At 65.4% G+C, this 23,247-nt stretch carries 22 protein-coding genes; 7 read left to right on the top strand and 15 right to left on the bottom strand.

Translation table 11 applies throughout. The annotated features are described in order from the left end of the window. Positions 1 to 5 precede the first annotated feature (5 nt). From ACV095_RS14725 to ACV095_RS14765, 9 genes are all read right to left on the bottom strand, one after another. Entirely contained in the window at positions 6 to 1,331 is a 1,326-nt protein-coding gene (locus ACV095_RS14725) for an ABC transporter permease (protein WP_018770206.1), read from the bottom strand. Continuing rightward, the gene (locus ACV095_RS14730; RefSeq protein ID WP_144600476.1) at positions 1,328 to 2,722 is read right to left on the bottom strand and encodes an ABC transporter permease; all 1,395 of its coding nucleotides are present in this window, start codon (positions 2,720 to 2,722) and stop codon (positions 1,328 to 1,330) included. Before ACV095_RS14730 ends, ACV095_RS14725 begins: the two co-directional genes overlap by 4 nt. Beyond that, entirely contained in the window at positions 2,715 to 4,286 is a 1,572-nt protein-coding gene (locus tag ACV095_RS14735; RefSeq protein ID WP_144600478.1) for an ABC transporter ATP-binding protein, read from the bottom strand. The genes ACV095_RS14730 and ACV095_RS14735 overlap by 8 nt, the downstream gene beginning before the upstream one ends. Positions 4,287 to 4,465: 179 nt before the next feature. Next, positions 4,466 to 5,575 (bottom strand): BMP family lipoprotein, encoded by a 1,110-nt coding sequence (locus ACV095_RS14740; protein ID WP_018770209.1) that lies wholly within the window; start codon positions 5,573 to 5,575, stop codon positions 4,466 to 4,468. 254 nt (positions 5,576 to 5,829) lie between these two features. Next, positions 5,830 to 6,846 (bottom strand): NADP-dependent oxidoreductase, encoded by a 1,017-nt coding sequence (locus ACV095_RS14745; protein WP_478222150.1) that lies wholly within the window; start codon positions 6,844 to 6,846, stop codon positions 5,830 to 5,832. Continuing rightward, on the bottom strand, positions 6,843 to 7,274 hold the full coding sequence (locus ACV095_RS14750) for an organic hydroperoxide resistance protein (protein WP_134164562.1): 432 nt from the start codon (positions 7,272 to 7,274) through the stop codon (positions 6,843 to 6,845). Before ACV095_RS14750 ends, ACV095_RS14745 begins: the two co-directional genes overlap by 4 nt. A 42-nt stretch (positions 7,275 to 7,316) precedes the next feature. Continuing rightward, positions 7,317 to 7,751, bottom strand: coding sequence for a MarR family winged helix-turn-helix transcriptional regulator (locus ACV095_RS14755; RefSeq protein ID WP_018770212.1), 435 nt, complete (start codon positions 7,749 to 7,751; stop codon positions 7,317 to 7,319). Positions 7,752 to 7,895: 144 nt separating this feature from the next. Beyond that, entirely contained in the window at positions 7,896 to 9,113 is a 1,218-nt protein-coding gene (locus ACV095_RS14760) for an amidohydrolase (RefSeq protein ID WP_018770213.1), read from the bottom strand. Positions 9,114 to 9,212: 99 nt separating this feature from the next. After that, positions 9,213 to 10,346 carry a mannose-1-phosphate guanylyltransferase gene (locus tag ACV095_RS14765; RefSeq protein ID WP_478222151.1) on the bottom strand — a complete coding sequence of 378 codons (1,134 nt, stop codon included), beginning with the start codon at positions 10,344 to 10,346 and terminating at the stop codon, positions 9,213 to 9,215. Positions 10,347 to 10,667: 321 nt separating this feature from the next. Between ACV095_RS14765 and sdhC the strand changes: the two genes are divergently transcribed. The 5 genes from sdhC to ACV095_RS14790 all read left to right on the top strand — a co-directional run bounded on the left by sdhC (position 10,668) and on the right by ACV095_RS14790 (position 15,024). Further along, positions 10,668 to 11,003, top strand: a complete 336-nt coding sequence (gene sdhC / locus ACV095_RS14770; protein ID WP_026265921.1) for a succinate dehydrogenase, cytochrome b556 subunit — start codon at positions 10,668 to 10,670, stop codon at positions 11,001 to 11,003. A 3-nt stretch (positions 11,004 to 11,006) separates the two neighbouring features. Further along, positions 11,007 to 11,468, top strand: coding sequence for a succinate dehydrogenase hydrophobic membrane anchor subunit (locus tag ACV095_RS14775; protein ID WP_018770216.1), 462 nt, complete (start codon positions 11,007 to 11,009; stop codon positions 11,466 to 11,468). A gap of 108 nt (positions 11,469 to 11,576) precedes the next feature. Further along, positions 11,577 to 13,376, top strand: coding sequence for a succinate dehydrogenase flavoprotein subunit (gene sdhA / locus ACV095_RS14780; protein WP_018770217.1), 1,800 nt, complete (start codon positions 11,577 to 11,579; stop codon positions 13,374 to 13,376). Between the two features lies 1 nt (position 13,377). After that, a complete protein-coding gene (locus tag ACV095_RS14785; protein ID WP_134164564.1) occupies positions 13,378 to 14,160 on the top strand; it encodes a succinate dehydrogenase iron-sulfur subunit in 783 nt (260 codons plus the stop codon). 90 nt (positions 14,161 to 14,250) lie between these two features. Next, positions 14,251 to 15,024: an alpha/beta hydrolase family protein gene (locus ACV095_RS14790; protein WP_018770219.1), complete on the top strand. Its 774-nt coding sequence runs from the start codon at positions 14,251 to 14,253 to the stop codon at positions 15,022 to 15,024. Positions 15,025 to 15,049: 25 nt separating this feature from the next. Here ACV095_RS14790 and ACV095_RS14795 read toward each other — a convergent pair whose 3' ends face one another. Further along, complete coding sequence (locus ACV095_RS14795) at positions 15,050 to 16,351, bottom strand: ABC transporter substrate-binding protein (protein WP_134164565.1); 1,302 nt, start codon at positions 16,349 to 16,351, stop codon at positions 15,050 to 15,052. A gap of 100 nt (positions 16,352 to 16,451) precedes the next feature. Between ACV095_RS14795 and ACV095_RS14800 the strand changes: the two genes are divergently transcribed. Together ACV095_RS14800 and ACV095_RS14805 are read left to right on the top strand one after the other, a co-directional pair. Then, positions 16,452 to 16,640, top strand: a complete 189-nt coding sequence (locus ACV095_RS14800; RefSeq protein WP_056393454.1) for a hypothetical protein — start codon at positions 16,452 to 16,454, stop codon at positions 16,638 to 16,640. A gap of 14 nt (positions 16,641 to 16,654) precedes the next feature. Beyond that, complete coding sequence (locus ACV095_RS14805; protein WP_478222152.1) at positions 16,655 to 18,943, top strand: hypothetical protein; 2,289 nt, start codon at positions 16,655 to 16,657, stop codon at positions 18,941 to 18,943. Positions 18,944 to 18,988: 45 nt separating this feature from the next. Here the strand turns inward: ACV095_RS14805 and ACV095_RS14810 are convergent, their stop codons facing one another. Genes ACV095_RS14810 through ACV095_RS14830 form a run of 5 tightly spaced genes read right to left on the bottom strand, consistent with a single transcriptional unit; the run spans position 18,989 to position 23,194 of the window. Then, entirely contained in the window at positions 18,989 to 19,960 is a 972-nt protein-coding gene (locus tag ACV095_RS14810; protein ID WP_186447786.1) for a YihY/virulence factor BrkB family protein, read from the bottom strand. 58 nt (positions 19,961 to 20,018) lie between these two features. Further along, positions 20,019 to 20,723, bottom strand: coding sequence for a 2'-5' RNA ligase family protein (locus ACV095_RS14815; protein WP_235509878.1), 705 nt, complete (start codon positions 20,721 to 20,723; stop codon positions 20,019 to 20,021). Positions 20,724 to 20,727: 4 nt separating this feature from the next. After that, positions 20,728 to 21,771 carry a tryptophan--tRNA ligase gene (trpS, locus tag ACV095_RS14820; protein WP_018770224.1) on the bottom strand — a complete coding sequence of 348 codons (1,044 nt, stop codon included), beginning with the start codon at positions 21,769 to 21,771 and terminating at the stop codon, positions 20,728 to 20,730. A 15-nt stretch (positions 21,772 to 21,786) separates the two neighbouring features. Further along, the gene (locus tag ACV095_RS14825; protein WP_134164566.1) at positions 21,787 to 22,620 is read right to left on the bottom strand and encodes an exodeoxyribonuclease III; all 834 of its coding nucleotides are present in this window, start codon (positions 22,618 to 22,620) and stop codon (positions 21,787 to 21,789) included. A gap of 10 nt (positions 22,621 to 22,630) precedes the next feature. Further along, positions 22,631 to 23,194: a hypothetical protein gene (locus ACV095_RS14830; protein WP_134164567.1), complete on the bottom strand. Its 564-nt coding sequence runs from the start codon at positions 23,192 to 23,194 to the stop codon at positions 22,631 to 22,633. Between the last annotated feature and the right edge of the window lie 53 nt (positions 23,195 to 23,247).

Here is a 23,247-nt window from a genome sequence, read left to right on the forward strand (position 1 = left end):
GGCCGTCATCCCTTGACGTAGGGGATGCCGCTGGCGGCCGGGCCCCTGGATTTGCCTACCAGGCCGGCGACGGCGAGGACGGTCACCAGGTAGGGCAGCATGGCCATGAACTGGCTGGGCACCGGGGTGCCGATGATGGTCACGATGCTCTGCAGGTTGTCGGCGAAACCGAACAGGAGTGCCGCGAAGAAGGCGCCCACCGGGTTCCAGCGGCCAAAGATGAGGGCGGCCAGCGCGATGAAGCCGCGGCCGCCGGAAATCTCCTTGGTGAAGCTGTCGATCGCTACCAGGGTGAAGAAGGAGCCGCCAATTCCGGCGACGGCACCGCCCAGGGTCACGTTCCAGAACCGCGTGGCGTTGACGTTGATGCCAAGGGTGTCTGCGGCCTGGGGGTGCTCCCCCACTGCCCGGACGCGCAGGCCCCACCTGGTCTTGAACAGGCCTACCCAAACCACCGCGACGGCCACATACATGAGGTAGCCCACCAGCGACTGCCGGAACAGGATGGGGCCGATGATGGGGATGCTGGAGAGGATGGGGATGTCGATGACGTCCAGCCCCGGCGGTGAGTTGAACTGGGCTTTGTTGGCCTGCATCACGGTGCTGAAGAGGAAGCCCGTCACCCCTGAGACCAGGACGTTGAGGACGACGCCAACGATGATCTGGTTCACCAGGTACTTGATGCTGAACAGCGCCAGCACCATGGACACGACCGCCCCGGCAATGGCCGCGGCCAGCAGCCCGATGAAGGCGTTCTTTGTCATGCTGGCAACGATGGCTGCGGTGAATGCACCGCCCAGGAGCTGTCCTTCAATGGCGATGTTGACCACGCCCACCCGCTCGCACAGGACACCGGACAATGAACCGAACACGAGCGGAACCGCAAGCGTGACGGACCCGGCGATGAGCCCCGCCAGCGAGATGGCGGGGGTGCGGGCCCCGCCCACCACCCAAATAAGGAAGGCCGCCACGAAGATCACGATGAAGGTGACCGCCAACCAGCCCGGAGCCGGCTGGTTCTTGGTCTTCAGGTAGACGGCGTACCCTGCCAGCGCCATGAGCACTACTGACAGTACGATGCCGCCGGCAAACGCATTGATCTCCAATGCAGGCAGCTGGAAGAAGTCGCCGCCGGTGGAGATGCCAAAGCTGGCCGTCTGGCTGGGCGCCAGGAATCCGAAGAACACCAGGGAGACCAGGGCGAAGACAGCGAGCAGGACGGGAGTCTTCCAGCTGACGGGTTTGCCCGCCGGCGCTGCGGAAGGGGCGTCCGCCTTGGGCCCTCCGGGCTGGGGTTTGCCCGGCCTGGACGATGAAACTGTTGTGCTCATGCGGCACCTCCGGTAGTGGCTGCCTGCCCGGACTTGGCTGCGCGCGCGGGCTTCCTGCGCCGCGGGTTCAGTCCAAAGACGGCCCGCACCAGCGGCGGCGCGGCAATGAAAAGGACAATCAGGGACTGGACCACCAGGACGATGTCGATGGGGGTGCCGGTCTGGATCTGCATCTGGACCGCCCCGGCGCGGAAGGCGCCGAACAGCAGGCCGGCAGCGAAGGTGCCCCACGGCGTCGAACGTCCCAGCAAGGCGACCGTGATGGCGTCAAAGCCGTACGTGGCGGCGACTCCGTCCGTGAGCACCTTCTCCGTGCCCGCGACCTGGGCCACGCCTGACATGCCTGCGAGCCCGCCGGCGATGGCCATGACCAGGACGGTGGAGCGGGAGACGTTGATGCCGGCGGTCTGGGCTGCCTTGGGGTTGGCGCCCACGGCACGGAACTCGAAGCCCACCGTGGACCGGTTGAGGAGCCACCACACCAGGACTGTGGCCGCGATGGCCAGAATGAAGCCCAGGTGCAGCCGGTACTGGCTGCCCAGGATCTGGGGGTAGACAGCGCTGGGATCCAGGATGGGCGAAATGGGGTTCGACTCCCCCGGCCGCTGGAACGCCGGGGTATTCAGCAGGTAGCGCAGGAAGTACAGCGCGATGTAGTTGAACATAATGGTCAGGATGACTTCGTGGGCTCCGGTGCGGGCCTTCAGCAGGCCGGCGAGGCCGCCCCAGAGGGCGCCGCCAATGATGCCGGCCACCAGCACCAGCAGCAGGTGCAGGCCGAACGGCAGGTGCAGGGCGAAGCCCACCCAGGCCGCCAGGATGCCGGCCACGATGATCTGCCCCTGGGCGCCGATGTTGAAGAGCCCGGCCCGGAACGCCAGCGCCACGCCCAGGCCGGCCGTGATGAGCGGCGTGGCGATGGTGAGGGTCTCCATGAAGGGTGCGAACTGTGCGGCCAGCCCATTGCCGCGGGGGTTGAACACCGAGCCTTGGAACAGCGCTATGTAGGAGCGCGTGGCAGCATTCCATACGGCCGTCAGCATGTCGGTGGGCCGGGCGAAGAAGTAGCCGGCGGTGGTGGCCACCTGCTTGTCGGTGCTCGCGATGAGCAGGCCGCCAATGATCAGCGCCAGCAGCACTGCCAGCACGGACACCATGCCGCTTCCGGTGAAGATCCTGCGCAGGACGGTGTCGGAGCCGCCGGGAAGCAGTCCGCTTTGGGCCGTGGCTGGAACAGCCGAGGGCTGCATCGCCCCGCCGGCGGTGTCGACGGCCACTACTGCGGCCGTTTCCTCCGCAGCATTTTGGCCGGCGGCAGACCCGGCGCCGGGCTGTTCGTTGTCGACGTGCCGGCTTTCGTCTGCGTGTTTGGGGGAAGGCTGGTCAGGCATGGTCGGCTCCCTCGGCGTTGGAGGTGGCGGCCGGGGTGCCGGCCGGCGGGGTGTGTGCGTGTTCTTCCGGCGGGATGCCAGCCATCATGAGGCCAAGGACGTCCCGGCTGGTTCCGGCGGGGACAGTGCCCACCAGCTTGCCTTTGTAGAGCACCGCAATGCGGTCCGCCAGTTCCATGACTTCGTCCAGTTCGGTGGAAATGATCATCACCGGGGTCCCTTGGTCACGCTCCGCGACAATCCGCCGGTGCAGGAACTCGATGGAACCCACGTCCACGCCGCGGGTGGGCTGGGAGGCGATGAACAGGCGCAGTGGACGGGAAAGTTCGCGGGCCATCACAAGTTTTTGCTGGTTGCCGCCGGACAGGGTCCCGGCGGCGGCTGCGGCGGAGGGTGTGCGGACATCGAATTCGCCGATGCGCGCCTTGGCATTCTCCATGATTTTCGCAGGGCTCATGCTGATCCCCTTGGCGAAGGGCGGCTTGTCATAAAGATCAAGGATCAGGTTCTCCGCCACGGAGAAGGTGCCCACCAGCCCGTCCACCTTGCGGTCTTCGGGAACGAACCCGACGCCGGCCTGCAGGACTTCCTTGACGGACCGGCCCACGAGCTCCTTGCCGTCCAGGACAATGGAACCGGTGACCCGCTCCTGCAGGCCCAGGATCGCTTCGGTGAGTTCGGTTTGCCCGTTGCCCTGGACGCCGGCAACGGCCAGGATCTCGCCGCGCTTGATGTGGAAGCTGAGATGGTCCACGACGTGCTGGCCGTTGGGCGCGATGACGGTGAGGTCGCGGACTTCGAAGGTGGTGTCCTTGGGCTGGGCCGGAGCCTTGTCCAGGGTCAGGCTTACGGCACGGCCCACCATCATCGAGGCAAGTTCGGTGGTGGAGGCGGCGGGATCGGCCGTGCCCACTACCTTGCCCCGCCGGATCACGGTGATGGTGTCCGAGACTTCCTTGACCTCGCGCAGCTTGTGCGAAATGAAGACGATGGAGGTTCCGCGCGACTTCAGCTGGCGCATGATATCCAGGAGCTCGTCGGTCTCCTGCGGAGTCAGCACGGCGGTGGGCTCATCCAGGATCAGCACCTTGGCGTTGCGGACCAGTGCCTTGATGATCTCCACCCGTTGTTGCACGCCCACCGGCAGGTCCTCCACCAGGGCGTCCGGGTCCACATCGAAGCCGTATTGGTCCGAGATTTCCTTGATGCGCTGCCGGGTCTGGTCCAGGTTGAGGAACCCGGCCGCCTTGGTGGGTTCGGCGCCCAGCGCTACGTTCTCTGCCACGGTGAAGACCGGCACCAGCATGAAGTGCTGGTGCACCATGCCGATCCCTGCCGCCATTGCATCGCCCGGGCCCCGGAACGTGACGGGCTTGTCATCGATGAGGATTTCGCCTTCGGAAGGCTCATACAGCCCGTAGAGCACATTCATCAGGGTGGATTTCCCCGCCCCGTTTTCACCAAGGAGGCAGTGGATCTGTCCCGGCTCAACCACCACGTCTATGTGGTCGTTGGCCAGGAGCGTGCCAAAACGTTTGGTGATCCCTCTGAGTTCAAGTTTCAAAACTCTGACCAATCTCGAAGCGTCCGGTGATCGACCGGACGGGATATATGGCTGCAGCACCAGCCTAGTGGCTGCAGTCCCGGGAGGAGCCGGCCGGGCGCTGTAAACGTTCGGCCAGCAAAAAGCGCCACCGGCCGGCCAGTGGGTGACGGACCGGCGGTGGCGCTTCCTGTGGTGGATCAGGCCTTGGGGCTGGCTGCGGACTCGACCTTCAGCTTGCCGTCGACGATGTCCTTCTTGATCTTCTCGAGGTCGGACTTCACGTCGGCGGGGACCTGGGAGTCGAGGTCGTGGAAGGGTGCCAGCTGCACGCCGTCGTTGGCAAGGGTGCCAACGTACGGGGTGTTGTTGAACTTGCCGTCCTTGTCCTCGGTGACAACGGTCTCCACGGCCTCGCCCATCTGCTTCATGACAGAGGAGAGCATGATGCCCTTGTAGTCCGGGGCGGTGAGGTAGCCGTCCGAGTCAACCCAGATCAGCTTGACGTCCTTGCCGGCAGCCTTGGCCTCGTTAAGCGCGGCTCCGGCGCCCTTGCCCACGGGACCGGCCACGGGCATGACGATGTCCGCACCCTGGTCCAGGAAGTTCTTGGTCAGCTGCTTGCCCACGTCCTGCTTTTCGAAGTCGCCGGTGAAGCTGCCGTCCTGGGCATCCTTGTTCCAGCCGAGCAGCTTGACGTTCTTGCCCTTCTGCTGGTTGTAGTACTTCACGCCGTCGGCGTAGCCGTCCATGAAGATGGTCACGGTGGGGATCTTGATGCCGCCGAAGGTGGCCACGGTGCCGGTCTTGGTGGTTCCTGCAGCCAGGTAGCCGGCGAGGAAGGCCGCCTGCGCGGTGTCGTAGATGATCGGCTTGACGTTGCTGATGGGCTTGTCGTAGCCAAAGTCGATGATGGCGAAGTGCTTGTCCGGGTTGGCGGTGGCCTGGGCCTTGGTGGCGTCGCCGAGCAGGAAGCCCACCGTGATGGTCAGGTTGCAGCCGGCCGTGACCATGGCCCGCAGGTTGGGTTCGAAGTCGTTATTGGTCTTCGACTCGATCTGGTTGACCTTGATGCCAAGGTCCTTCTCGGTCTTCTTCAGGCCCTCGTAGGAGGACTGGTTGAAGGACTGGTCGTCGAATCCACCGGAGTCCGACACGATGCAGCCCGTGTAGTCGCTGGCACCTGCGGATGAGGTGCTTCCGGCTTCGGGGGCTGCACCGCAGGCGGTGAGCACAAGCGCGGACGCACCGAGGGTGGCCACTCCGGCCATTGAACCGCGCTTGAAGCTGGCACGCAGTGATTTCTTCAATTTTCCTCCAGGGATGATGCGAGTGGCGCTACGGGCTGGAATTCAATGAGTGTCCGTTTCGGCGCTGAAATTCTGTTTTCACTGAAGGCACGCAGCACTGCGCCGGAGCGCACTGATGGCACTTACTTTAGTGGCCTGCGCCACGTCCCCATAGCACGCCAGGAGCCCATCCGGGAGATTGTTTACAAGTTGTTACCAAGCAGTAGGGACACCGCGGATGCGGTGTCCCTACTGCTTGTGCGTGATGGTGGCGGCTACAGCCGGACGAGCATTTTCCCGGTGTTTGCGCCGTCCAGGAGGTCGATGAAGGCCTGCGGCGCGTTCTCCAGTCCGTCAACGATGGTCTCGTCGTAGCGCACGGTCCCGTCCGCCAGCCAGCCGGCCATCTTCTCCGCAAACTCCGCCGCGTGCTGGCGCTGCCCGCCCACCAGGAAGCCCCGGAGGGTGAGCTGCTTCCCGATAGCCTGCATCAGGTTGTGGGGTGCAGGAGTGGGTTCGGTTGAGTTGTACTGCGCGATGGCGCCGCACATTGCCACCCGGCCGCCCACGTTGAGGACCGACAGGGCTGCCTCGAGGTGCTCGCCGCCCACGTTGTCGAAGTAGACGTCAATGCCGGCCGGGCCGGCCGCCTTTTCCAGTTGCCCGACAACGGGACCGTCATGGTAGTCGAACGCGGCGTCGAAACCGAGCTCCAGGAGCCGGGCCACCTTGGCGGGCGAGCCGGCCGAGCCGATGACCCGGGAGGCGCCCATGGCTTTGGCGATCTGTCCCACCAGCGAGCCCACGGCACCCGCCGCGCCCGAAACGAACACGGCGTCGCCCGGCTTGAATTCGGCAACCTTCAACAGACCGGTGTAGGCCGTCAGCCCGGTCATGCCCAGGGCACCCAGGAAAGCGGACGCCGGGGCCAGGTCAGTGCGGGCGGGGGTGGCAGAAGCGCCGTCGACCACCGAATACTCGCGCCAGCCAAGCGGATGCACGACGACGTCGCCCTCCTGGTGTGCGGACGACCGGGACGCCATCACCTCGCCCACCGCCCCGCCGTCGAGCGCCTTGCCCACGGCGAAGGGCGCGGAGTAGGACTTGACGTCATTCATCCTGCCCCGCATGTACGGGTCTACGGACATGAAGAGGTTCCGCACCAGGATCTGGCCGTCTTCGAGTGCGGGCAGCGGAGACTCGGCAAGTTCGAAGTTCTCATTGGACGGGCGTCCCTCGGGACGCGAAGCCAACCGGATTTCGCGGGTGGTGGTCGTAAGGGCTGTGCTCATGCTGCGTACTCCAGGATCTTGAGGTCGACGTTGATGTTGCCGCGGGTGGCGTTGGAATAGGGGCAGACCTGGTGCGCCTTGGCCACAAGGTCTTCCGCCGTGGCGAGGTCCAGGGCGGGCAGGGCGATTTCCAGTTCGGCGGCCAGCCCGAAGCCGGCTCCGCCGTCCAGCTGCCCCAGGTGGATTTTCGCTGCCACTGCCGAGTCCGTCAGGTCAGCGCCTGCCTTGCGGCCGACCAGGCGCAGTGCGGAATGGAAGCAGGCGGCATACCCGGCGGCGAAAAGCTGTTCGGGGTTGGTGCCGTGGCCGCTGCCGCCGAGTTCGACCGGGCTGGCGAGATCCACTGCGAGCCTGCCGTCGTTGCTGCGTGCAGCGCCGTCGCGCCCTTCGCCCGAGGCCAGCGCCTCGGCGGTGTAGAGAGTCTTCACGAAAAAAATCCGTCCTGTAGATGGGAGGTGCAGTATTCGGGTTCACAGCGATTCATGCAGGGCAGCCGTGAGCTTGCCCAGGGTGGTCCGCAGCTGTTCGAGTTCGTCCAGCGAAAGTCCTGCGGCATCGGCCAGCCGCTGCGGAATGGCGCTGGCCGCGCCGCTGAGGTTCCGCCCGGCATCCGTCAGGTGGATGGCGACGCGGCGTTCGTCCTCGCCGGACCGCCGCCGTTCCACCAGCCCCAGGGCTTCCAGGCGCTTAAGGAGCGGCGAGAGGGTGCCGGAGTCGAGGCCAAGTTCCCCGCCGAGTTCCTTCACGCCCCGGGGTTCGCTTTCCCACAGGACCAGCATCACCAGGTACTGCGGGTAGGTGAGCCCCAGTTGGTCCAGCACGGGCCGGTAGACGGCGGTGGCGGCACGGGAAGCTGAGTACAGGGCAAAACAGACTTGCCGGTCCAGGCGGGGTGCTTCGGTCATACAGAAACGATAGCCAACAATTAAGTTGTGCACAACTTACTGAAGGTGGGGCAGCCCCTGTTGCGCCGCCGTCGCCATGCGAACGACGGCGGCAGGGCACCTTTCCGGCCGGGCTCTGCCAGGCGCACCCCCAGGCCAAAGAGGTTACGGAAGCGGTGCCTGCTCGAGGTCCCGGATGGTCCGCAGCGCCGCTGCGGTGAGGACCCGGATGCCCAGGCCAAGGGCGCGCTCGTCCAGGATGTAATCGCCGCGGTGGAGGTCGTAGTCCTCACCGCCCGGCGTCTTGGTGCCCAGGCGCATCATGGCTCCCGGAAGTTCCGCCAGGAACCAGGCAAAATCCTCGCCGCCCATGGACTGCGGCGTCAGCACCACGGCGCTCTCGCCGATTTCGGCCCGGGCGGCAGCTTCGATGATGGCTGTCTCGTGTTCCGAGTTCACCACCGGCGGCACTCCCCTGGTGTGCTCCAGGTGGACGTCCACGCCGTAGGGCGCGGCCACCTGGTGGACCACTTCGTCAAGGAGTTCGCCGGCAGCGTGCCAGGCGTCGCGGTCCAGGCAGCGCATGGTCCCGGCCATGTAGCCGCTGCCGGGAATCGCATTGGGTGCCGAGCCTGCGGTGATCTGGCCCCACACCACGGAGACCCCGCTGCGGACGTCCACCCGGCGGGACAGCACGGCCGGTACGTTCACGGCGATCTGGGCCAGCGCGAACACCAGGTCCTCGGTGAGGTGCGGGCGCGACGTGTGGCCGCCACGGCCGGAGAGTTCGATCCGGATGGTGTCCGATGCCGAGGTAATGGCACCAATCCGCGTTCCCACCTTGCCCACCTCAATCCGGGGGTCGCAATGCAGGGCCAGGATCCGGGGGACGCCCTCCAGGACGCCCTGTTCGATGCAGGCGTGCGCGCCGCCGGGCATCGTTTCCTCGGCAGGCTGGAAGATGATCCGGACGGTGGCCCCAAGGGGTGCCTCCTGGTGCATCCGGTTCAATACCAGGGCGATGCCCAGCATGGTGGTGGTGTGCACGTCATGGCCACAGGCGTGCGTGACGCCGTGATTCTTCGACGCGAACGGCAGGCCCGTCTCCTCGATGATGGGCAGGGCGTCAATGTCGCCGCGCAGCGCCGTGGCGATGGGACCTTCGCCCACGTCCACGGTCAGCCCGGTGCCTTCCAGGCGGCGGGGACTTAGGCCGGCGGCTTCGAGCCGCTCGGCAAGCTTGTCCGTGGTGCGGAACTCCTTGAAGGACAGCTCCGGGTGCGCATGCAGGTCCCGCCGGAATTCGATCAGTTCCGGCAAAAGCGGTTCGAGCCAGGGAGCCACCAGGGCGGTGGGCTCGGCTTCAGTAGTGTAGTTGCGCACTGTTTCACTCTAGCGAGGGTGCCGGCTTTAGTGCCCATTCACTGACGCCTCATTACATTCCGGAACCTGCCGGCACCGGTGGCGCCGGCAGGTTCCGGTTCAGAGGACGTCCGTGTCGCCGCTTGCCTTAAGTGCGTCGACGGCAGCCTTGACGCGCTGGGAATTGGCCATGGTGGTCACCAGCAAAGCGTCCGGGGTATCCACGATGACCACGTCCTGGATGCCGATCAGGGCGATCACGCGCTTGGTGTCGGTAACCACAACGCCGCTTGAGTTCTCGGTGAACACGCGGGCACCTTCGCCGAGGACGGTGACGTCGTCCACTTCCTTGGCACTGTTGAGGCGGCCAACGGAGGCGAAGTCGCCAACATCGTCCCAGCGGAAAGTTCCGGGAACGACGGCGACGTCCCCGGCTTCGGCGGCGGGCTCGGCCACTGCGTAGTCGATGGCGATCTTCGGCAGGGTGGGCCAGATGCGTGCCGTGACCTCGTCGCGCTGGGGGGTGTCCCACGCCCGGGCGATTTCCTGCAGCCCCTGGAACAGTTCGGGCTGGTTCGCCTCAAGGTGCTTGAGCATCAACGCCACCGGCGCCACGAACATGCCGGCGTTCCACACGTAGTCGCCACTGTCCACGTACTGCTGGGCCACCACTTCGTCCGGCTTTTCGACGAACTCCACCACGTCGTGGGCGCTGGGCGCGCCTTCAATGTGCAGGGCCTTGCCGGAGCGGATGTAGCCGAAGCCGGTGGACGGGTGCGTGGGCTTGATGCCGATGGTGACGATCTTGCCGGTGGCAGCGGTGTGGATGGCTTCGCGGACGGCCTGCTGGAACAGATCATCCGGGCTGATCACCTGGTCGGCTGCGAAGGAACCCATGATGGTGTCGGGATCGCGCTCGTGCAGGATCGCCGCCGCAAGGCCGATGGCGGCAGCGGAGTCCTTTGGCTCCGACTCGAGGACAAGGTCGGCGTCCGGCACCTCGGGCAGCTGGCGGCATACGGCGTCGCGGTGCGCCCGGCCGGTCACCACCAGCATTCGGTTGCCCGCCAAAGGGTGCAGCCGGTCATAGGTGGCGCGCAGCAACGTGCTGCCCGATCCCGTGAGATCGTGAAGGAACTTGGGAGCTGCTGCACGTGACAGGGGCCAGAGGCGGGTCCCCACTCCGCCTGCCGGAATCACCGCGATGAAGCGGTCAAGGGGTGAAGCCGGGCTTGTCACTTTGTCTGTACTCATCACGGCTACTTTAGCGGAACGGCCCCAACCGGCTCCTTTGGCGACACATCAGACCTGCGTTTTGCGGCGCCGTCGTACCCAAAAGCCTGCAGGGATGTGGCGTTCGTCTCATTTCCCCGGAAAATCCGCTCCAGTACTGGGCACCAAGAATCTCCGAAATTGAATAAGCTGTTAGCGGAGCCTAGATTTAGGCCTGAGCTACGAGTGCTCTCGCAGCAGGCGTTCCCCCCGCATGGATCTCATGCCAGCGCCGCTGTGTTGCAGGGAGGTTTATCAGTGCCGACAAAACCAGCTGGCACCTTGTACCGCGGCCGTGAAGGCATGTGGTCCTGGGTAGGACACCGCATTACCGGTGTAGTGATCTTTTTCTTCTTGTTGGTCCACGTCCTGGACACCTCCTTGGTGCGTGTGTCACCGGAGGCCTACACCGCTGTGATCGGCGCCTACAAGAACCCCCTGATGGCGCTGGGCGAGACCGGCCTTGTTGCCGCGATCGTGTTCCACGCCTTCAACGGCCTGCGGATCATTGCGGTCGACTTCTGGAAGAAGGGCGCAAAGTACCAGCGGCAGATGCTGTGGGCAGTCCTGGCCCTTTGGGTCGTGACCATGGTCGCCTTCTCCATCCGCCACCTGTCCCTCGCCCTCGGAGGTCACTAAGCCATGACTGCAACGATCGAGAGCCCCCGCAGCGGGCGGATCGCCCCCCAGTACCGCCGCAGCAGCGGCTCACGGGGCAACTTCGAGATGATCGCCTGGCTGTTCATGCGTCTCTCCGGCGTAGTACTGGTGGTCCTCATCTTCGGCCACCTGTTCGTGAACCTCATGGTGGGCGAAGGCATCCACGCCATTGACTTCGGCTTCGTGGCCGGCAAGTGGGCAGACCCGTTCTGGCAGTTCTGGGACCTGGCCATGCTCTGGCTGGCAATGCTGCACGGCACCAACGGCGTCCGGACCATCATCAACGACTACGCAGAGAAGACGTCCACCCGCCGCTGGCTGAAGACCGTCCTCTACGCGGCCGCCGTCGTCATCATCCTCCTCGGCACGCTGGTCATCTTCACCTTCAACCCGTGCCCCGTGGTGAACGGCGTTGCCCTTCCGGGTGGATTCTGCCCTGCCTAGAACTGGCACAACCCCGGGCCCGCGGGCTTTTCCGCGGGCCCTGTTTTGCGGAGCAGGCAAAGCCGCCCCGTTGTTTTATAGCGAATTTTGAGAGAAAGAGCGTCTGGTATGCAGGTCCATAAGTACGACGTCGTCATCGTCGGTGCCGGTGGCGCTGGCATGCGCGCCGCGATCGAGTCCGGTCAGCGCGCGCGCACAGCAGTACTGACCAAGCTCTACCCCACCCGCTCGCACACAGGTGCGGCCCAGGGTGGCATGTGCGCAGCCCTTGCCAATGTCGAGGAAGACAACTGGGAATGGCACACGTTCGACACCGTCAAGGGCGGCGACTACCTGGTTGACCAGGACGCCGCGGAGGTCATGGCCAAGGAAGCCATCGACGCCGTGCTGGACCTGGAAAAGATGGGCCTGCCCTTCAACCGCACCCCCGAGGGCCGCATCGACCAGCGGCGCTTCGGTGGCCACACCCGCGACCACGGCAAGGCTCCGGTCCGTCGTGCATGCTACGCCGCGGACCGCACCGGCCACATGATCCTGCAGACCCTGTACCAAAACTGCGTCAAGCACAACGTTGAGTTCTACAACGAGTACTACGTCCTGGACCTGCTGACGGTCGAAGAGGATGCTGTCCGCGAAGACGGGACGCCCTACAAGCAGAAGCGCGTGGCCGGCGTCGTCTCCTACGACCTCGCCTCCGGTGAACTGCACGTTTTCCAGGCCAAGTCCGTGGTGTTCGCCTCCGGTGGCGCCGGCAAGGTCTTCAAGACCACGTCCAACGCCCACACCCTGACCGGTGACGGCATGGGCATCGCCTTCCGCCGGGGCATCCCCCTGGAGGACATGGAGTTCTTCCAGTTCCACCCCACCGGCCTTGCCGGGCTGGGCATCCTGCTGTCCGAGGCCGCCCGCGGTGAAGGTGCCATCCTCCGCAACTCGGAGGGTGAGCGCTTCATGGAGCGCTACGCCCCCACCATCAAGGACCTGGCACCGCGCGACATCGTGGCCCGCTCCATGGCCAACGAAGTCCGCGAAGGCCGCGGCTGCGGCCCGAACAAGGACTACGTCCTCCTGGACCTGACCCACCTGGAGCCGGCGCACATCGATGCGAAGCTGCCGGACATCACCGAGTTCGCCCGCACCTACCTGGGCGTGGAACCGTACACCGAGCCGGTGCCCGTGTTCCCCACCGCGCACTACGCGATGGGCGGCATCCCCACGAACATCGAAACCGAAGTGCTCCAGGACAACGACACCGTGGTCCCCGGGCTCTACGCCGCCGGCGAGGTGGCCTGCGTGTCCGTCCACGGTTCCAACCGCCTGGGCACCAACTCGCTCCTGGACATCAACGTGTTCGGCAAGCGTGCCGGCATCGCTGCCGCGGAATACGCCAAGACCGCCCAGTTCGTGGAACTGCCGGAGAACCCGCTGGCCTACACCACCGAACTGCTGGACATTGCCCGCAACGGCACCGGCGACGAAAAGGTGGCGCAGATCCGCAAGGAACTGCAGGACACGATGGACGCCAACATGCAGGTATTCCGTACGGCGGACACCCTGAACCAGGTGCTGCGCGACATCGCATCCTTCGAGGAGCGGTACAAGCGCATCAACGTCCAGGACAAGGGTAAGCGCTTCAACCTGGACCTGCTCGAGGCCGTTGAGCTCGGCTTCCTGCTGGAACTGGCCAAGGTCATGACCGTGGCCGCCCTGCACCGTGAGGAATCCCGCGGCGGACACTTCCGCGAGGACTTCCCCGAGCGTGACGACGAGAAATTCATGAAGCACTCCATGGCGTACAAGGATGACCATGCGCCGGCTGACGGATCGGCGGAGTCAATCGCCGGTATCCGCCTCGCCACCAAGCCGGTTGTCTTTACCCGCTACGAGCCGATGGTGAGGAAGTACTAAGATGACCGCTGAAATCGCTGAGCCAGCCTCAAAGGTTGAACTTCCTGCCGGCGTTGGCGGGGGCGGGGAAATCCCCACGTTCGACGTCCACATGCGGGTCCGCAGGTACAACCCGGAGGTTTCCGAGGAAGCCACCTGGGATGATTTCCACCTGACCATGTACGGCACGGACCGTGTCCTGGATGCCCTGCACAAGGTGAAGTGGGAGATGGACGGCACCCTGTCCTTCCGCCGCTCCTGCGCCCACGGTGTGTGCGGCTCTGACGCCATGCGCATCAACGGCCGCAACCGCCTTGCCTGCAAAACGCTGCTGAAGGACCTGGACACGTCCAAGCCCATCACCGTGGAGCCCATCAAGGGTCTGCCGGTGGAGAAGGACCTGATCGTGGACATGGAGCCCTTCTTCCAGTCGTACCGCGAAGTCATGCCCTTCCTGATCAACAAGGGCCACGAGCCCACCCGGGAACGCCTCCAGTCCGCGGAGGACCGGGAGCGCTTTGACGACACCACCAAGTGCATCCTCTGCGCCGCGTGCACGTCCTCCTGCCCCGTGTTCTGGACGGATGGGCAGTACTTCGGCCCCGCCGCGATCGTCAACGCACACCGCTTCATCTTCGATTCCCGTGATGATGCCGGCGACATGCGCCTGGAGATCCTCAACGACAAGGAAGGCGTGTGGCGCTGCCGCACCACCTTCAACTGCTCCGAGGCATGCCCCCGCGGCATCCAGGTCACGCAGGCCATTGCGGAAGTCAAGCAGGCCATCCTGGCCCGCAAGATCTAGGCTCGTTCACCAACAGATATAACGGCCGACGGCGTCGCTCACCACACGTGGTGGGGGCGCCGTCGTCGTTTCAGCAGAAAGGGGTCCTCCTTGTCCCGCTCCGAAAAAGTGTCCTTTGCCGGTTCCACCGGCGAGATGCTGTCCGGCATCATTGACGTCCCGGAGGGCCCCGTCAAGGGCTGGGGTGTCTTCTCGCACGGTTTCACGCTGGGCAAGGACAGCCCCTCCGCAGCGCGGATGTGCAAGGCGCTGGCGGACAGCGGCATCGGCATGCTTCGTTTCGACAACCTGGGCCTGGGCGGCTCCGCCGGGGAATGGTCCGCGGGCTCCTTCAGTCACAAGGTGGCAGACACGGTGAAGGCCGCGGAGTTCATGCGCAGTCAGGGCAAGGAGATCTCCCTGCTGGTGGGCCACTCGTTCGGCGGCGCCGCGGTTCTTGCCGCAGCGCGGGAGATTCCGGAGCTCGACGCCGTTGCCACCGTGGGAGCGCCCTTTTCCCCCAAGCATGTGGCCCACGTTTTCGATGCCGCGCTGGACAGGATCCTGAGCGAGGGCAGCGCCGAAGTTGACCTCGGAGGCAAGCGGGTGGAGATCCGCCGGCACTTCGTGGAGGACCTGGAGAACGCGGACCTGACGGACTGCATCAAGCAGCTGCACAAGCCCCTGATGGTGCTGCACTCCCCCACCGACAACACCGTGGGAATCGAGAATGCCAGCACCATCTTCCAGACGGCCAGGCATCCGAGGAACTTCGTGTCCCTTGAGGGCAGCGACCACCTGCTCACCGGCAAGGGCCAGGCCGCACGGGCGGCCAGGATCATCGCCGCCTGGGCGGACCAGTACCTCGACGCCGCACCTGCCTGACCCTCCCCGGCCAGTTTGGCCGGCCCTACTTGCCGATAGCCGCCTTGCTCTCGCTGATCCACTGTTCGGCTGCCTTGTCCGGCGTGACCCGCTTGAAAAGGACGTCCGTGTTGATCCGGGCGGTGATCTCCGAGACGGCGGTTGACCCGGTGGGGCCGATGTACGTTGGGGCGAAATCCATCTTGCCGATCTGGTTGATGTACTCCGCCTCCACCTTGCCCTGAGGGGTGAGCATGTCCTGGATGGCGGCGCGCATGTCGGAGTTGCCAGGGATGCCCCGGTCGCTCTGGATGATCCTGGCCGCGGCCGGGTTGTTGACCAGGAAGTTCACGAGCTTGGCGGCAGCGTCCGTGTGCTTGCTGCGTGCGGAGATGGTGTAGAACTGCGAGGACTGCAGCCAAATCCCCGGGGTGGGCTTCTCCCCCGGTAGCTTGAGCAGTTTCAGGTCTGCGCCGGAGGCTTTGCTGAGGGCGGTCAGCGAATTGCTCCACGTGAGCATCATTGCGGCCTTGCCCATGCCCATGAGGGTCTGCTCAGTGCTGACATTGAGCTTCTCCACCGTCTCCGAAGCACTCGGAGCGGCACCGGATTCACTAAGCTTCAGCGAGTAGTGGAAGTAGTCCTGCACCGTTTGCTTGCCCAGTCCCAGCTGTCCGTCCTGGGTGTACAGGGATTCGCCGCGCTGGCGGGCGAAGGCGTCCAGGGAGTCATGGGTGAGCACGGTTGCAGTTCCGTAGGTGCCCTGGGGGCTCTTGGCGGTGATGTCACCGGCAATCCTGGCGAAGTCGTCCCAGCTCCAGCTGCTGTCATCTGGCAGCGGAACCCCTGCCGCCGCGAAGACGGCGGGATTGGCCACAATGGCCAGTGCGTTGGCGCCGGTGGAAACGCCGTACTGTTTGCCCTTGACCTGTCCGTTTTCCAGGGCGCCCTGGTCGATCCTTGACAGGTCCAGTGAGCCCTGCACCGTGGTCAGGTCCAGCAACGCGCCGCGGTTTGCGTATTCGGCGGGGTAGGCGCCCCCCATGGTGATGACATCCGGCGCGTCGTTGGCGGCCATCTGGGTTGCGAGCTTGTCGAAGTAGCCGCTGATGTCGCCATATTCCGGCTTGACCTTGATGTTGGGGTTGGCGGCCTCAAACTCGGCAATGGCCTTGTTGGTCAGCTCGGCCCGGCCGGCATTGCCCCACCAGGAAAAGCGGATCTCCACGGGCCCGTCCCCGGCCTTGTTGGACGACGGGCTGGAACAGCCGGCCGTCACGGCCAGGAGGGCTGCGGCTGAGAGGACGGCAAGGGATTTACGGATTGTTCCGGTAGCAGGGCGCGTCATTGGGCAAGCTTCTTCCTTGGTGAGAAGGGTGGGTGAGCGAGAGAAAGCGGTTTCGTGAAACGTATCAACGGCGGGTAAAGCCCGTCAATAGGATCCCGTCATGGTTTCCGTACCGGTTATCGACCTGGAGTTCTCGGCGCACGATTTCACATGGCGGCCCCTTGACAGCGCTGTGGAACCCGCCAAGGATGGAATCGCCAGAAACCGCTTTCTCCCCGGTGCCGCGTTCCGGGGAGGCGCGCTGGCCATGCCCGGACATTTCGCGGCATCAGTCACCACACACCTGTAAGGAGGGCGTGCACCGTGCACAGCCACGCCAGCACCGTACGGCCGGAGGCCACGACCACGTCCCACCGGCGGCACAAGCAGATTGACAGGAAGGCGCTGGTCCGGCGGCACAACGTTCGTCAGCAAAGTCTTGATCCGCGAAGCCCTGTCTCAGTGGGCAACGGGGAGTTTGCCTTCACCATGGACCTCACGGGCCTTCAAAGCCTGCCAGCCGAGTACCCCGTGGGGCCCCGTGAGGACTCGCTTCCCCCGGGAACGCTGCTGGGCACCCAATCCACCTGGGGCTGGCACTCCATGCCTGGCGGCGATCGTTACAGCCTGGCAGGTTCCACGGTCCTCTACGACTCCCCACGTGGTCCGGTGCCGTACGTGGACATGGTGGGGGACATCGTCAATGACCGTGAGACAGGCACCTCAACGGCCGAAGCATGGCTGCGGGCAAACCCGCACCGCCTGGATCTGGGACGCATCGGTTTCCAGCTGCTCCAGGACGGAACCAGCCGGCCCATCAGCAGCAGCGAGCTTTCCCACGCCAGCCAGATTCTTGATCTTTGGACGGGCATCGTCACCAGCACCTTCGCCATCGCCGGCCACCAGGCCACGGTCACCACAGCCTGCCATCCGGACCGCGACGAACTAGGCATTCGGGTGGAGTCACCCGCGCTGGGTGACGGCCTGGTGATCGGCATCGACTTCCCGTACGGCTCCGAGGCGTGGCACAACGGCGCCGGGTGGGATCTGCCGGGCGCCCACACCACCATCCTCAACGGACCGCAACCTGCAGTATCCCATGCAGGGGCCAGCAGCTGGACGGTGGACCGCGAACTGGACAACGCGCGCTACCGCGTGGTGATCACCGGCCAAGGCCTGGTCGTGGAGCAGACCGGGGCGCACCACCTGCGCATACGGCCGGATGTCCACTCGAGCACCGAGGCGCTGGACCTGTCCATTGAGTTCATATCCGCCGCGGACGGGGACTGTATCCCCCGGGGCGGTGCGGGCCTTTCCAGAGTGGCAGGCAAGGCGGGCGTTGGCCGCCATGCGGGTCCCGCCGTCGGGCCTTCCCCTTCGGCGCCGTCGGTTCCCAGCGCAAACCAGCCCGGCAGCAACGTTGCAGCCGCCTCCATGGACCGTTGGCCCAGGTTCTGGTCGTCCGGAGGTGCCATCGAGCTGGCTGCCACGCCGGACTCACGGGCCAGGGAGCTCGAACGCCGGATTGTCCTCTCCCAGTACCTGACGGCCGTCAACTGCTCCGGATCGCTGCCGCCGCAGGAAACAGGCCTGGTGTGCAGCTCGTGGCGCGGCCGCTTCCACTTGGAGATGCATTGGTGGCACGCCGCCCATTTTGCGCACTGGAACCGGACGGAGCTCCTCCTCCCCTCCCTGCGCTGGTACTCAACGGTGCTGGAAACGTCGCGGGAAACCGCCCGGGCGCAGGGCTTCGACGGCGCCCGCTGGCCCAAGCAGGTAGGCCCGGACGGCAGGGAGAGCCCCAGCCCGATCGGGACGTTCCTGATTTGGCAGCAGCCGCATCCCATCCATTTGGCCGAGCTGCTGTACCGGGCCAATCCGGGCCCTGACGTGCTGGAGGAGTTCGCTGACATCGTGTTCGAAACCGCCGCGTTCATGGCGGGCTTCGCTCATCGCACCCCGAGGGGTTTCGAACTTGGGCCGCCGCTCATACCCGCACAGGAGAGCTATGGGTCCATGCGGGCGAAGATCAAAAACCCGACGTTCGAACTCGCTTACTGGCAGTGGGGCCTCAGGACTGCCGCCGCTTGGCGGGAACGGTTGGGCCTCGAGCCCGTTGCATGCTGGCAGGAGGTTGCTGACGGGATGGTGCGCCCGCGCGTAGTCGACGGCGTCTATGCGGCAATGGACGTGGAGCCCTTCACCATCAGGACGGACCATCCCTCGATGCTCTGCGCACTGGGCGTCCTGCCGCTGACAGACCTGATCGATGAGGCAGTCATGCGGGCCACCCTTGAGGATGTCCTGGCCGACTGGGACTGGACCACCACATGGGGGTGGGACTACCCGGTGATGGCGATGACCGCTGCCCGGCTCGGGGACCCGGAGTACGCCGTCGACGCGCTCCTGCAGGAGGCCGGTAAGAACACAGTCCTGACGAACGGTCACAACCGGCAGACGGACTCCTTGCCGTTGTACCTTCCAGGCAACGGGGGGCTCCTTGCCGCGGCCGCGCTGATGGCTGCCGGCTGGGACCACGGCCCGGACCGCCACGCTCCGGGCTTTCCGCCCGGCTGGACCGTTGCGTGGGAAGGTCTGGTGCCGGCCCCCTGACGTCGCTGTGCTGGAGGGCCGGACAATTCTACGGCCGGGCGCGCGTCAGGTTTGGGGCGTGGTTCGGCGTGCGCCGAGGATCGTCTTGCGCGGAGGAGCGTCCGACTCCAGGTCCGCTTCACGGACGGCTGCCCATCCTGCCGAGACAAGGTAGACCTGGCTGACGAGGTTGAACCAGATGAGCAGGCCGATGATGATGGCAAACGGCGCCAGGATGGGATTGCGGCTGGCCCCGCCAAGAAGTTCAGTGCTGAAGATCTGCAGTATGGTGGTGCCCACGGCGGCCAGGACGGTGCCTTCGACCAGTGCCTGGCGGGACAGCTTGAGCCCCGCGGCCAACCGGAACATGATCAGCGCCGTGACCCAGTTCAGGACCAGCGGGACGACGATTTTGACGGAGGTGGTCAGCGGGCCGGCCAAGGCGTCGCTGAGGTGCAGGAAGTCCGCTACCCAACCCGCCAGTGTGCCGAACACCAGCGATGCACCGCCGCTGATCACCAGGGCCACGCCCAGCAGCAGCAGGGTTCCGGCGTCGCGCAGCTTCATCACGATGGGATTGACGATCAGCGGCGGCAGCTGCAGGACGCCGCGCAGGCCGTCCCGGAGGCCGTTGATCCAACCGAGTGATGTGACCACCGTTACCAGCGCACCGATGACCGCGGTCCAGCCGAGGCCGTTGGGATCCAGCATGTCCTTGGGGTCCACCAGCCCCGGTCCGCCGTTGACTTTCAGTAGGCCCGGTGCGCTGGCGGCCACGCTGCCGATAACGGTGTCCAGCAGCGCCGGCTGGCCACTGAGGACCAGCCCGGCGATGGAGAAGCCGGTGGCCAGCAGGCCTGTGACGGAGAAAAACATGTTGAAGCCGATGCCGGCGCTCATCAGCGGCCCGTAGTGGAGGGTGTAGTGCCGGAAGGCGCGCATGGGGCGCAGGACGTTCAGGCGGGCGGTGAGCCACTGAACCAAGGCCATCAGGGCACCGAATTTTTTGCCGGACCTGCGCGCCCGGTTCCATTCCATCCGCTTTTGGATGACCTCCAGCTTCAGCCTGGCCTGCTCGGTGGGCAGCGGCTGCTGGTTACCCTGCGTCGGTTGGGGTGTCCGCGGCAGCGTCCGTGAACCGGGTGCCGGCGTTGTTGTCAGTTTCGGTCCCAAAGTCCAGCTCTTCCCGTAGCTGCCAGATGCCGTCGGCATCGTGCTCGTAGAGTCCCATGCTAACCACAGGGAAGGTGGCCTTGTAGTTCTTCAGCACCGTTTCGGCCTCGTCAAGGCTTTCCGGGGCGACGTCGTGGGCGATGGTGACGTGCGGATGGTAGGCAAAGGGCAGTTCACGGTGGAGTGGGCCCTGCTGGAGCCTGCGGTGCAGGTCCACGCAGTGCTCGAACCCGTCCTCCACATTGATGAAGACTACGGGGGAAACGGGCCGGAAAGTTCCGGTCCCGGCGATGGTCACCATGAACGGGCTCTGGCAGCGGGCCACTTCGCGGACATGCCGGAGGGTCGCTTCCCAGTCCTGGGTGGGGGTGGTGGTGACCAGCGTAATGTGGGCCGGTACCACGTCCGCCAGCGGGTCACCGAACGACGCCCGCCAGCGCTGCAGCTCTTCGGCGATGTCTGCTGGAAAGCCCAGGATGACGCCCACGCTGACCTCTTCGCTGCGGGCCACCTCATGGTTCGCCGCCGCATTCCGGCCTGGCTGGTCTCCCAAGCGGTCAGCCAGGGTCTGCTCCACCTGGCCGGCAGAGCAGGCACCTCCCCTGGCGGTGACTTTTCCCGAAGACATGGCGCTAGCGGACTCCCGCGAGGCTGAGGGACGGCAGGAAGCCCATGCGCTCGTAGACCTGGGCAAGGGTGACGGAGGCGATCTCGCGGGCCCGCTCAGCGCCAAGGGCCAGCAGCCGGTCAAGCTCGGCGGGATCTGCCATCAGCTCATTGGTCCGGTTGCGCAGCGGGGTGATGAAGTCCACCACAACTTCGGCGAGGTCAACCTTGAGGTGGCCGTACATCTTGCCCTGGTACTCGGCTTCAAGCTCCGCCACGGACTTGCCCGTCAGCGAGGAGTAGATGGTCAGCAGGTTGGACACGCCGGGCTTTTCCTCAGGGTCGAAGCGGATGTCCGTGCCGGCGTCGGTCACTGCCGACTTGATGCGCTTGGCTGCGATCTTGGGATCCTCCAGCAGCTGGATGGCACCGTTGGGCGACTCCCCCGTCTTGGACATCTTGGCGCTGGGATTCTGGAGGTCGTAGATCTTGGCGCTTTCCTTGACGATCGTGGCCTCCGGAACCGTGAAGGTGTGGCCGAACCGGGTATTGAAACGCTGCGCCAGGTTCCGCGTCAGTTCCAGGTGCTGCCGCTGGTCCTCGCCGACGGGCACGAGGTCGCTCTGGTACAGGAGAATGTCCGCGGCCATCAGGGTGGGGTAGGCGAACAGGCCCAGTGTTGCGGAGTCCGCGCCGGACTTCTGGGTTTTGTCCTTGAACTGGGTCATCCGGGAAGCCTCGCCAAACCCGGTAATGCAGTTCAGCGCCCACGCAAGCTGCGCATGCTCGGGAACATGGGACTGGACGAAGAAGATGCTCTTGTCCGGGTCGATGCCGGCCGCGATGTACTGGGCAGCCACAATGCGGGTCCGCTTGGCCAGCTCGGCGGGGTCGAAGTCCACTGTGATGGCGTGCAGGTCCGGGATGAAAAAGACGGCGTCGTACTCCGCCTGCATGTCCACCCAGTTGCGCACGGCACCGATGTAGTTGCCCAGGTGCAGGGAGTCGGCGGTGGGCTTGGCGCCGGAAAGGATGCGCTTCTTGGCAGTGGAGGAAGTCTGGCTGGTCATGGAAAACTTTCGGGCTTAGAGCTGGTAATCCACTACCAGCGGGGCGTGATCGGAGAAGCGGGTGTCCCAGGAGGCTGCACGGTCCACGACAGCCGAAATGGCGGAGGCCGCCAGTTCGGGGGTGGCCATGTGGTAGTCGATGCGCCAGCCGGTGTCGTTATCGAATGCCTTGCCGCGCCAGGACCACCATGTGTAGGGCCCGTCGACATCCCCGGCCAGGGTCCGGTGGACGTCATGCCAGCCGATCTCCTCACCGAAGAACCGGTCGAAGTAGGCACGTTCCTCCGGCAGGTGCCCGGCCTTCTTGAGGTTGCCCTTGGAGTTCCTGATGTCACGGGGGGTGTGCGCCACGTTGAGGTCGCCCACCACCAGGGCGTGGTCGCTGTGCTTGGTCAGTTCCGGCAGGCGGGTGCTCATGACGTCCAGGAAGCGGAACTTGTCATCCTGCTTGGGCGTCCCCACTTCACCGGAATGCACATAGGCGCTGGCAACCGTGAGCTGCACGGGGTTCCCTGCGGCGTCGGGGACGCGGAAGTCGGCTTCAACCCAGCGCCCGGCGGTGGCGAAGTAGTCGTCCCCGATGCCGTTCCTGGTGGCCAGGGGCTCCTGGCGGGAGGCAATGGCGACGCCGGCACGGCCTTTTGCTTCCGCTTCCGCGTGCAGGATATGCCAGTCCTCCCCCAACAGTTGCCGGACGACGGCGTCAGGGGCTCGGACCTCCTGCAGGCAGAGGATGTCCACTTCCCGCGGCTCAAGCCAGGCCGCCATACCGTTCTTGTAGGCAGCCCGGAGGCCGTTTACGTTGACGGATGCGATGCGAAGGTGGTCCTTGTTCAATGCCGAGCTCACCCGCTCCACTCTAGTCGATGATGGTTCCGGTCACCGGCTCCCCGCTGCCGCCGGAGGACTTGATCATGTCCCGGGCGTTGGTGGCTGTGATCTCGATGGTTTCAAGGGCGCGGTTGATCGTGTCCTGGTTGGCGGCGGCGCCCTTGGCCCGCTCCTCCTCCACCACGCGGACCTGCACCTGGACGATCTTGAAGGAATGGTCCAGCTTCAGGTCGCGCACCTCGTCTGCCTCGGAACGTTCGTAGACCACCCGGGTGCCGCCGTGGTCGGCGGAGGTGCGGGCCGGTACGCGGCCGGTGGCGGTGTTGAAGGCGCTCTGGGCTTCGGACAGCTTTGCGCCCGCTTTCCTGGCGGCCCGCTGGATGCTGAAGACCACGAACGCAGCCAGTGCCAGCCAGAAGGCGGCGATGATGGCGACAACCCAGCCCACCACGTCGTTCTGGTTTGCGGCGAAGATCACGGCCACAATGAACGCCGTCACCAGGACCATCAGGCCCGGCCCGCTGATCCGGAACATGGAAAAACCGCCCCGGGCGGGTTTGGAAGATGACGAGGAGCTGCCCAAAGTTCGCATGCAGCCATTGTCTCAAACGGCGGACTGTGCTCCCGCCGCCTTCCACCCCCGGC

The sequence above is a fragment of the Arthrobacter sp. JDC6 genome (assembly GCF_056484025.1).

Excerpts from the sequence above, each read along its gene's own strand:
- sdhA (WP_018770217.1), top strand. The coding sequence starts at position 11,577 with ATGCAGGTCCATAAGTACGACGTCGTCATCGTCGGTGCCGGTGGCGCT.
- ACV095_RS14755 (WP_018770212.1), bottom strand. The coding sequence starts at position 7,751 with ATGACCGAAGCACCCCGCCTGGACCGGCAAGTCTGTTTTGCCCTGTAC.
- ACV095_RS14795 (WP_134164565.1), bottom strand. The coding sequence starts at position 16,351 with ATGACGCGCCCTGCTACCGGAACAATCCGTAAATCCCTTGCCGTCCTC.
- ACV095_RS14810 (WP_186447786.1), bottom strand. The coding sequence starts at position 19,960 with ATGGAATGGAACCGGGCGCGCAGGTCCGGCAAAAAATTCGGTGCCCTG.
- ACV095_RS14725 (WP_018770206.1), bottom strand. The coding sequence starts at position 1,331 with ATGAGCACAACAGTTTCATCGTCCAGGCCGGGCAAACCCCAGCCCGGA.
- ACV095_RS14730 (WP_144600476.1), bottom strand. The coding sequence starts at position 2,722 with ATGCCTGACCAGCCTTCCCCCAAACACGCAGACGAAAGCCGGCACGTC.
- ACV095_RS14800 (WP_056393454.1), top strand. The coding sequence starts at position 16,452 with ATGGTTTCCGTACCGGTTATCGACCTGGAGTTCTCGGCGCACGATTTC.
- sdhC (WP_026265921.1), top strand. The coding sequence starts at position 10,668 with ATGTGGTCCTGGGTAGGACACCGCATTACCGGTGTAGTGATCTTTTTC.
- ACV095_RS14830 (WP_134164567.1), bottom strand. The coding sequence starts at position 23,194 with ATGCGAACTTTGGGCAGCTCCTCGTCATCTTCCAAACCCGCCCGGGGC.
- ACV095_RS14745 (WP_478222150.1), bottom strand. The coding sequence starts at position 6,846 with ATGAGCACAGCCCTTACGACCACCACCCGCGAAATCCGGTTGGCTTCG.
- ACV095_RS14775 (WP_018770216.1), top strand. The coding sequence starts at position 11,007 with ATGACTGCAACGATCGAGAGCCCCCGCAGCGGGCGGATCGCCCCCCAG.
- trpS (WP_018770224.1), bottom strand. The coding sequence starts at position 21,771 with ATGACCAGCCAGACTTCCTCCACTGCCAAGAAGCGCATCCTTTCCGGC.
- ACV095_RS14765 (WP_478222151.1), bottom strand. The coding sequence starts at position 10,346 with ATGAGTACAGACAAAGTGACAAGCCCGGCTTCACCCCTTGACCGCTTC.
- ACV095_RS14815 (WP_235509878.1), bottom strand. The coding sequence starts at position 20,723 with ATGTCTTCGGGAAAAGTCACCGCCAGGGGAGGTGCCTGCTCTGCCGGC.
- ACV095_RS14785 (WP_134164564.1), top strand. The coding sequence starts at position 13,378 with ATGACCGCTGAAATCGCTGAGCCAGCCTCAAAGGTTGAACTTCCTGCC.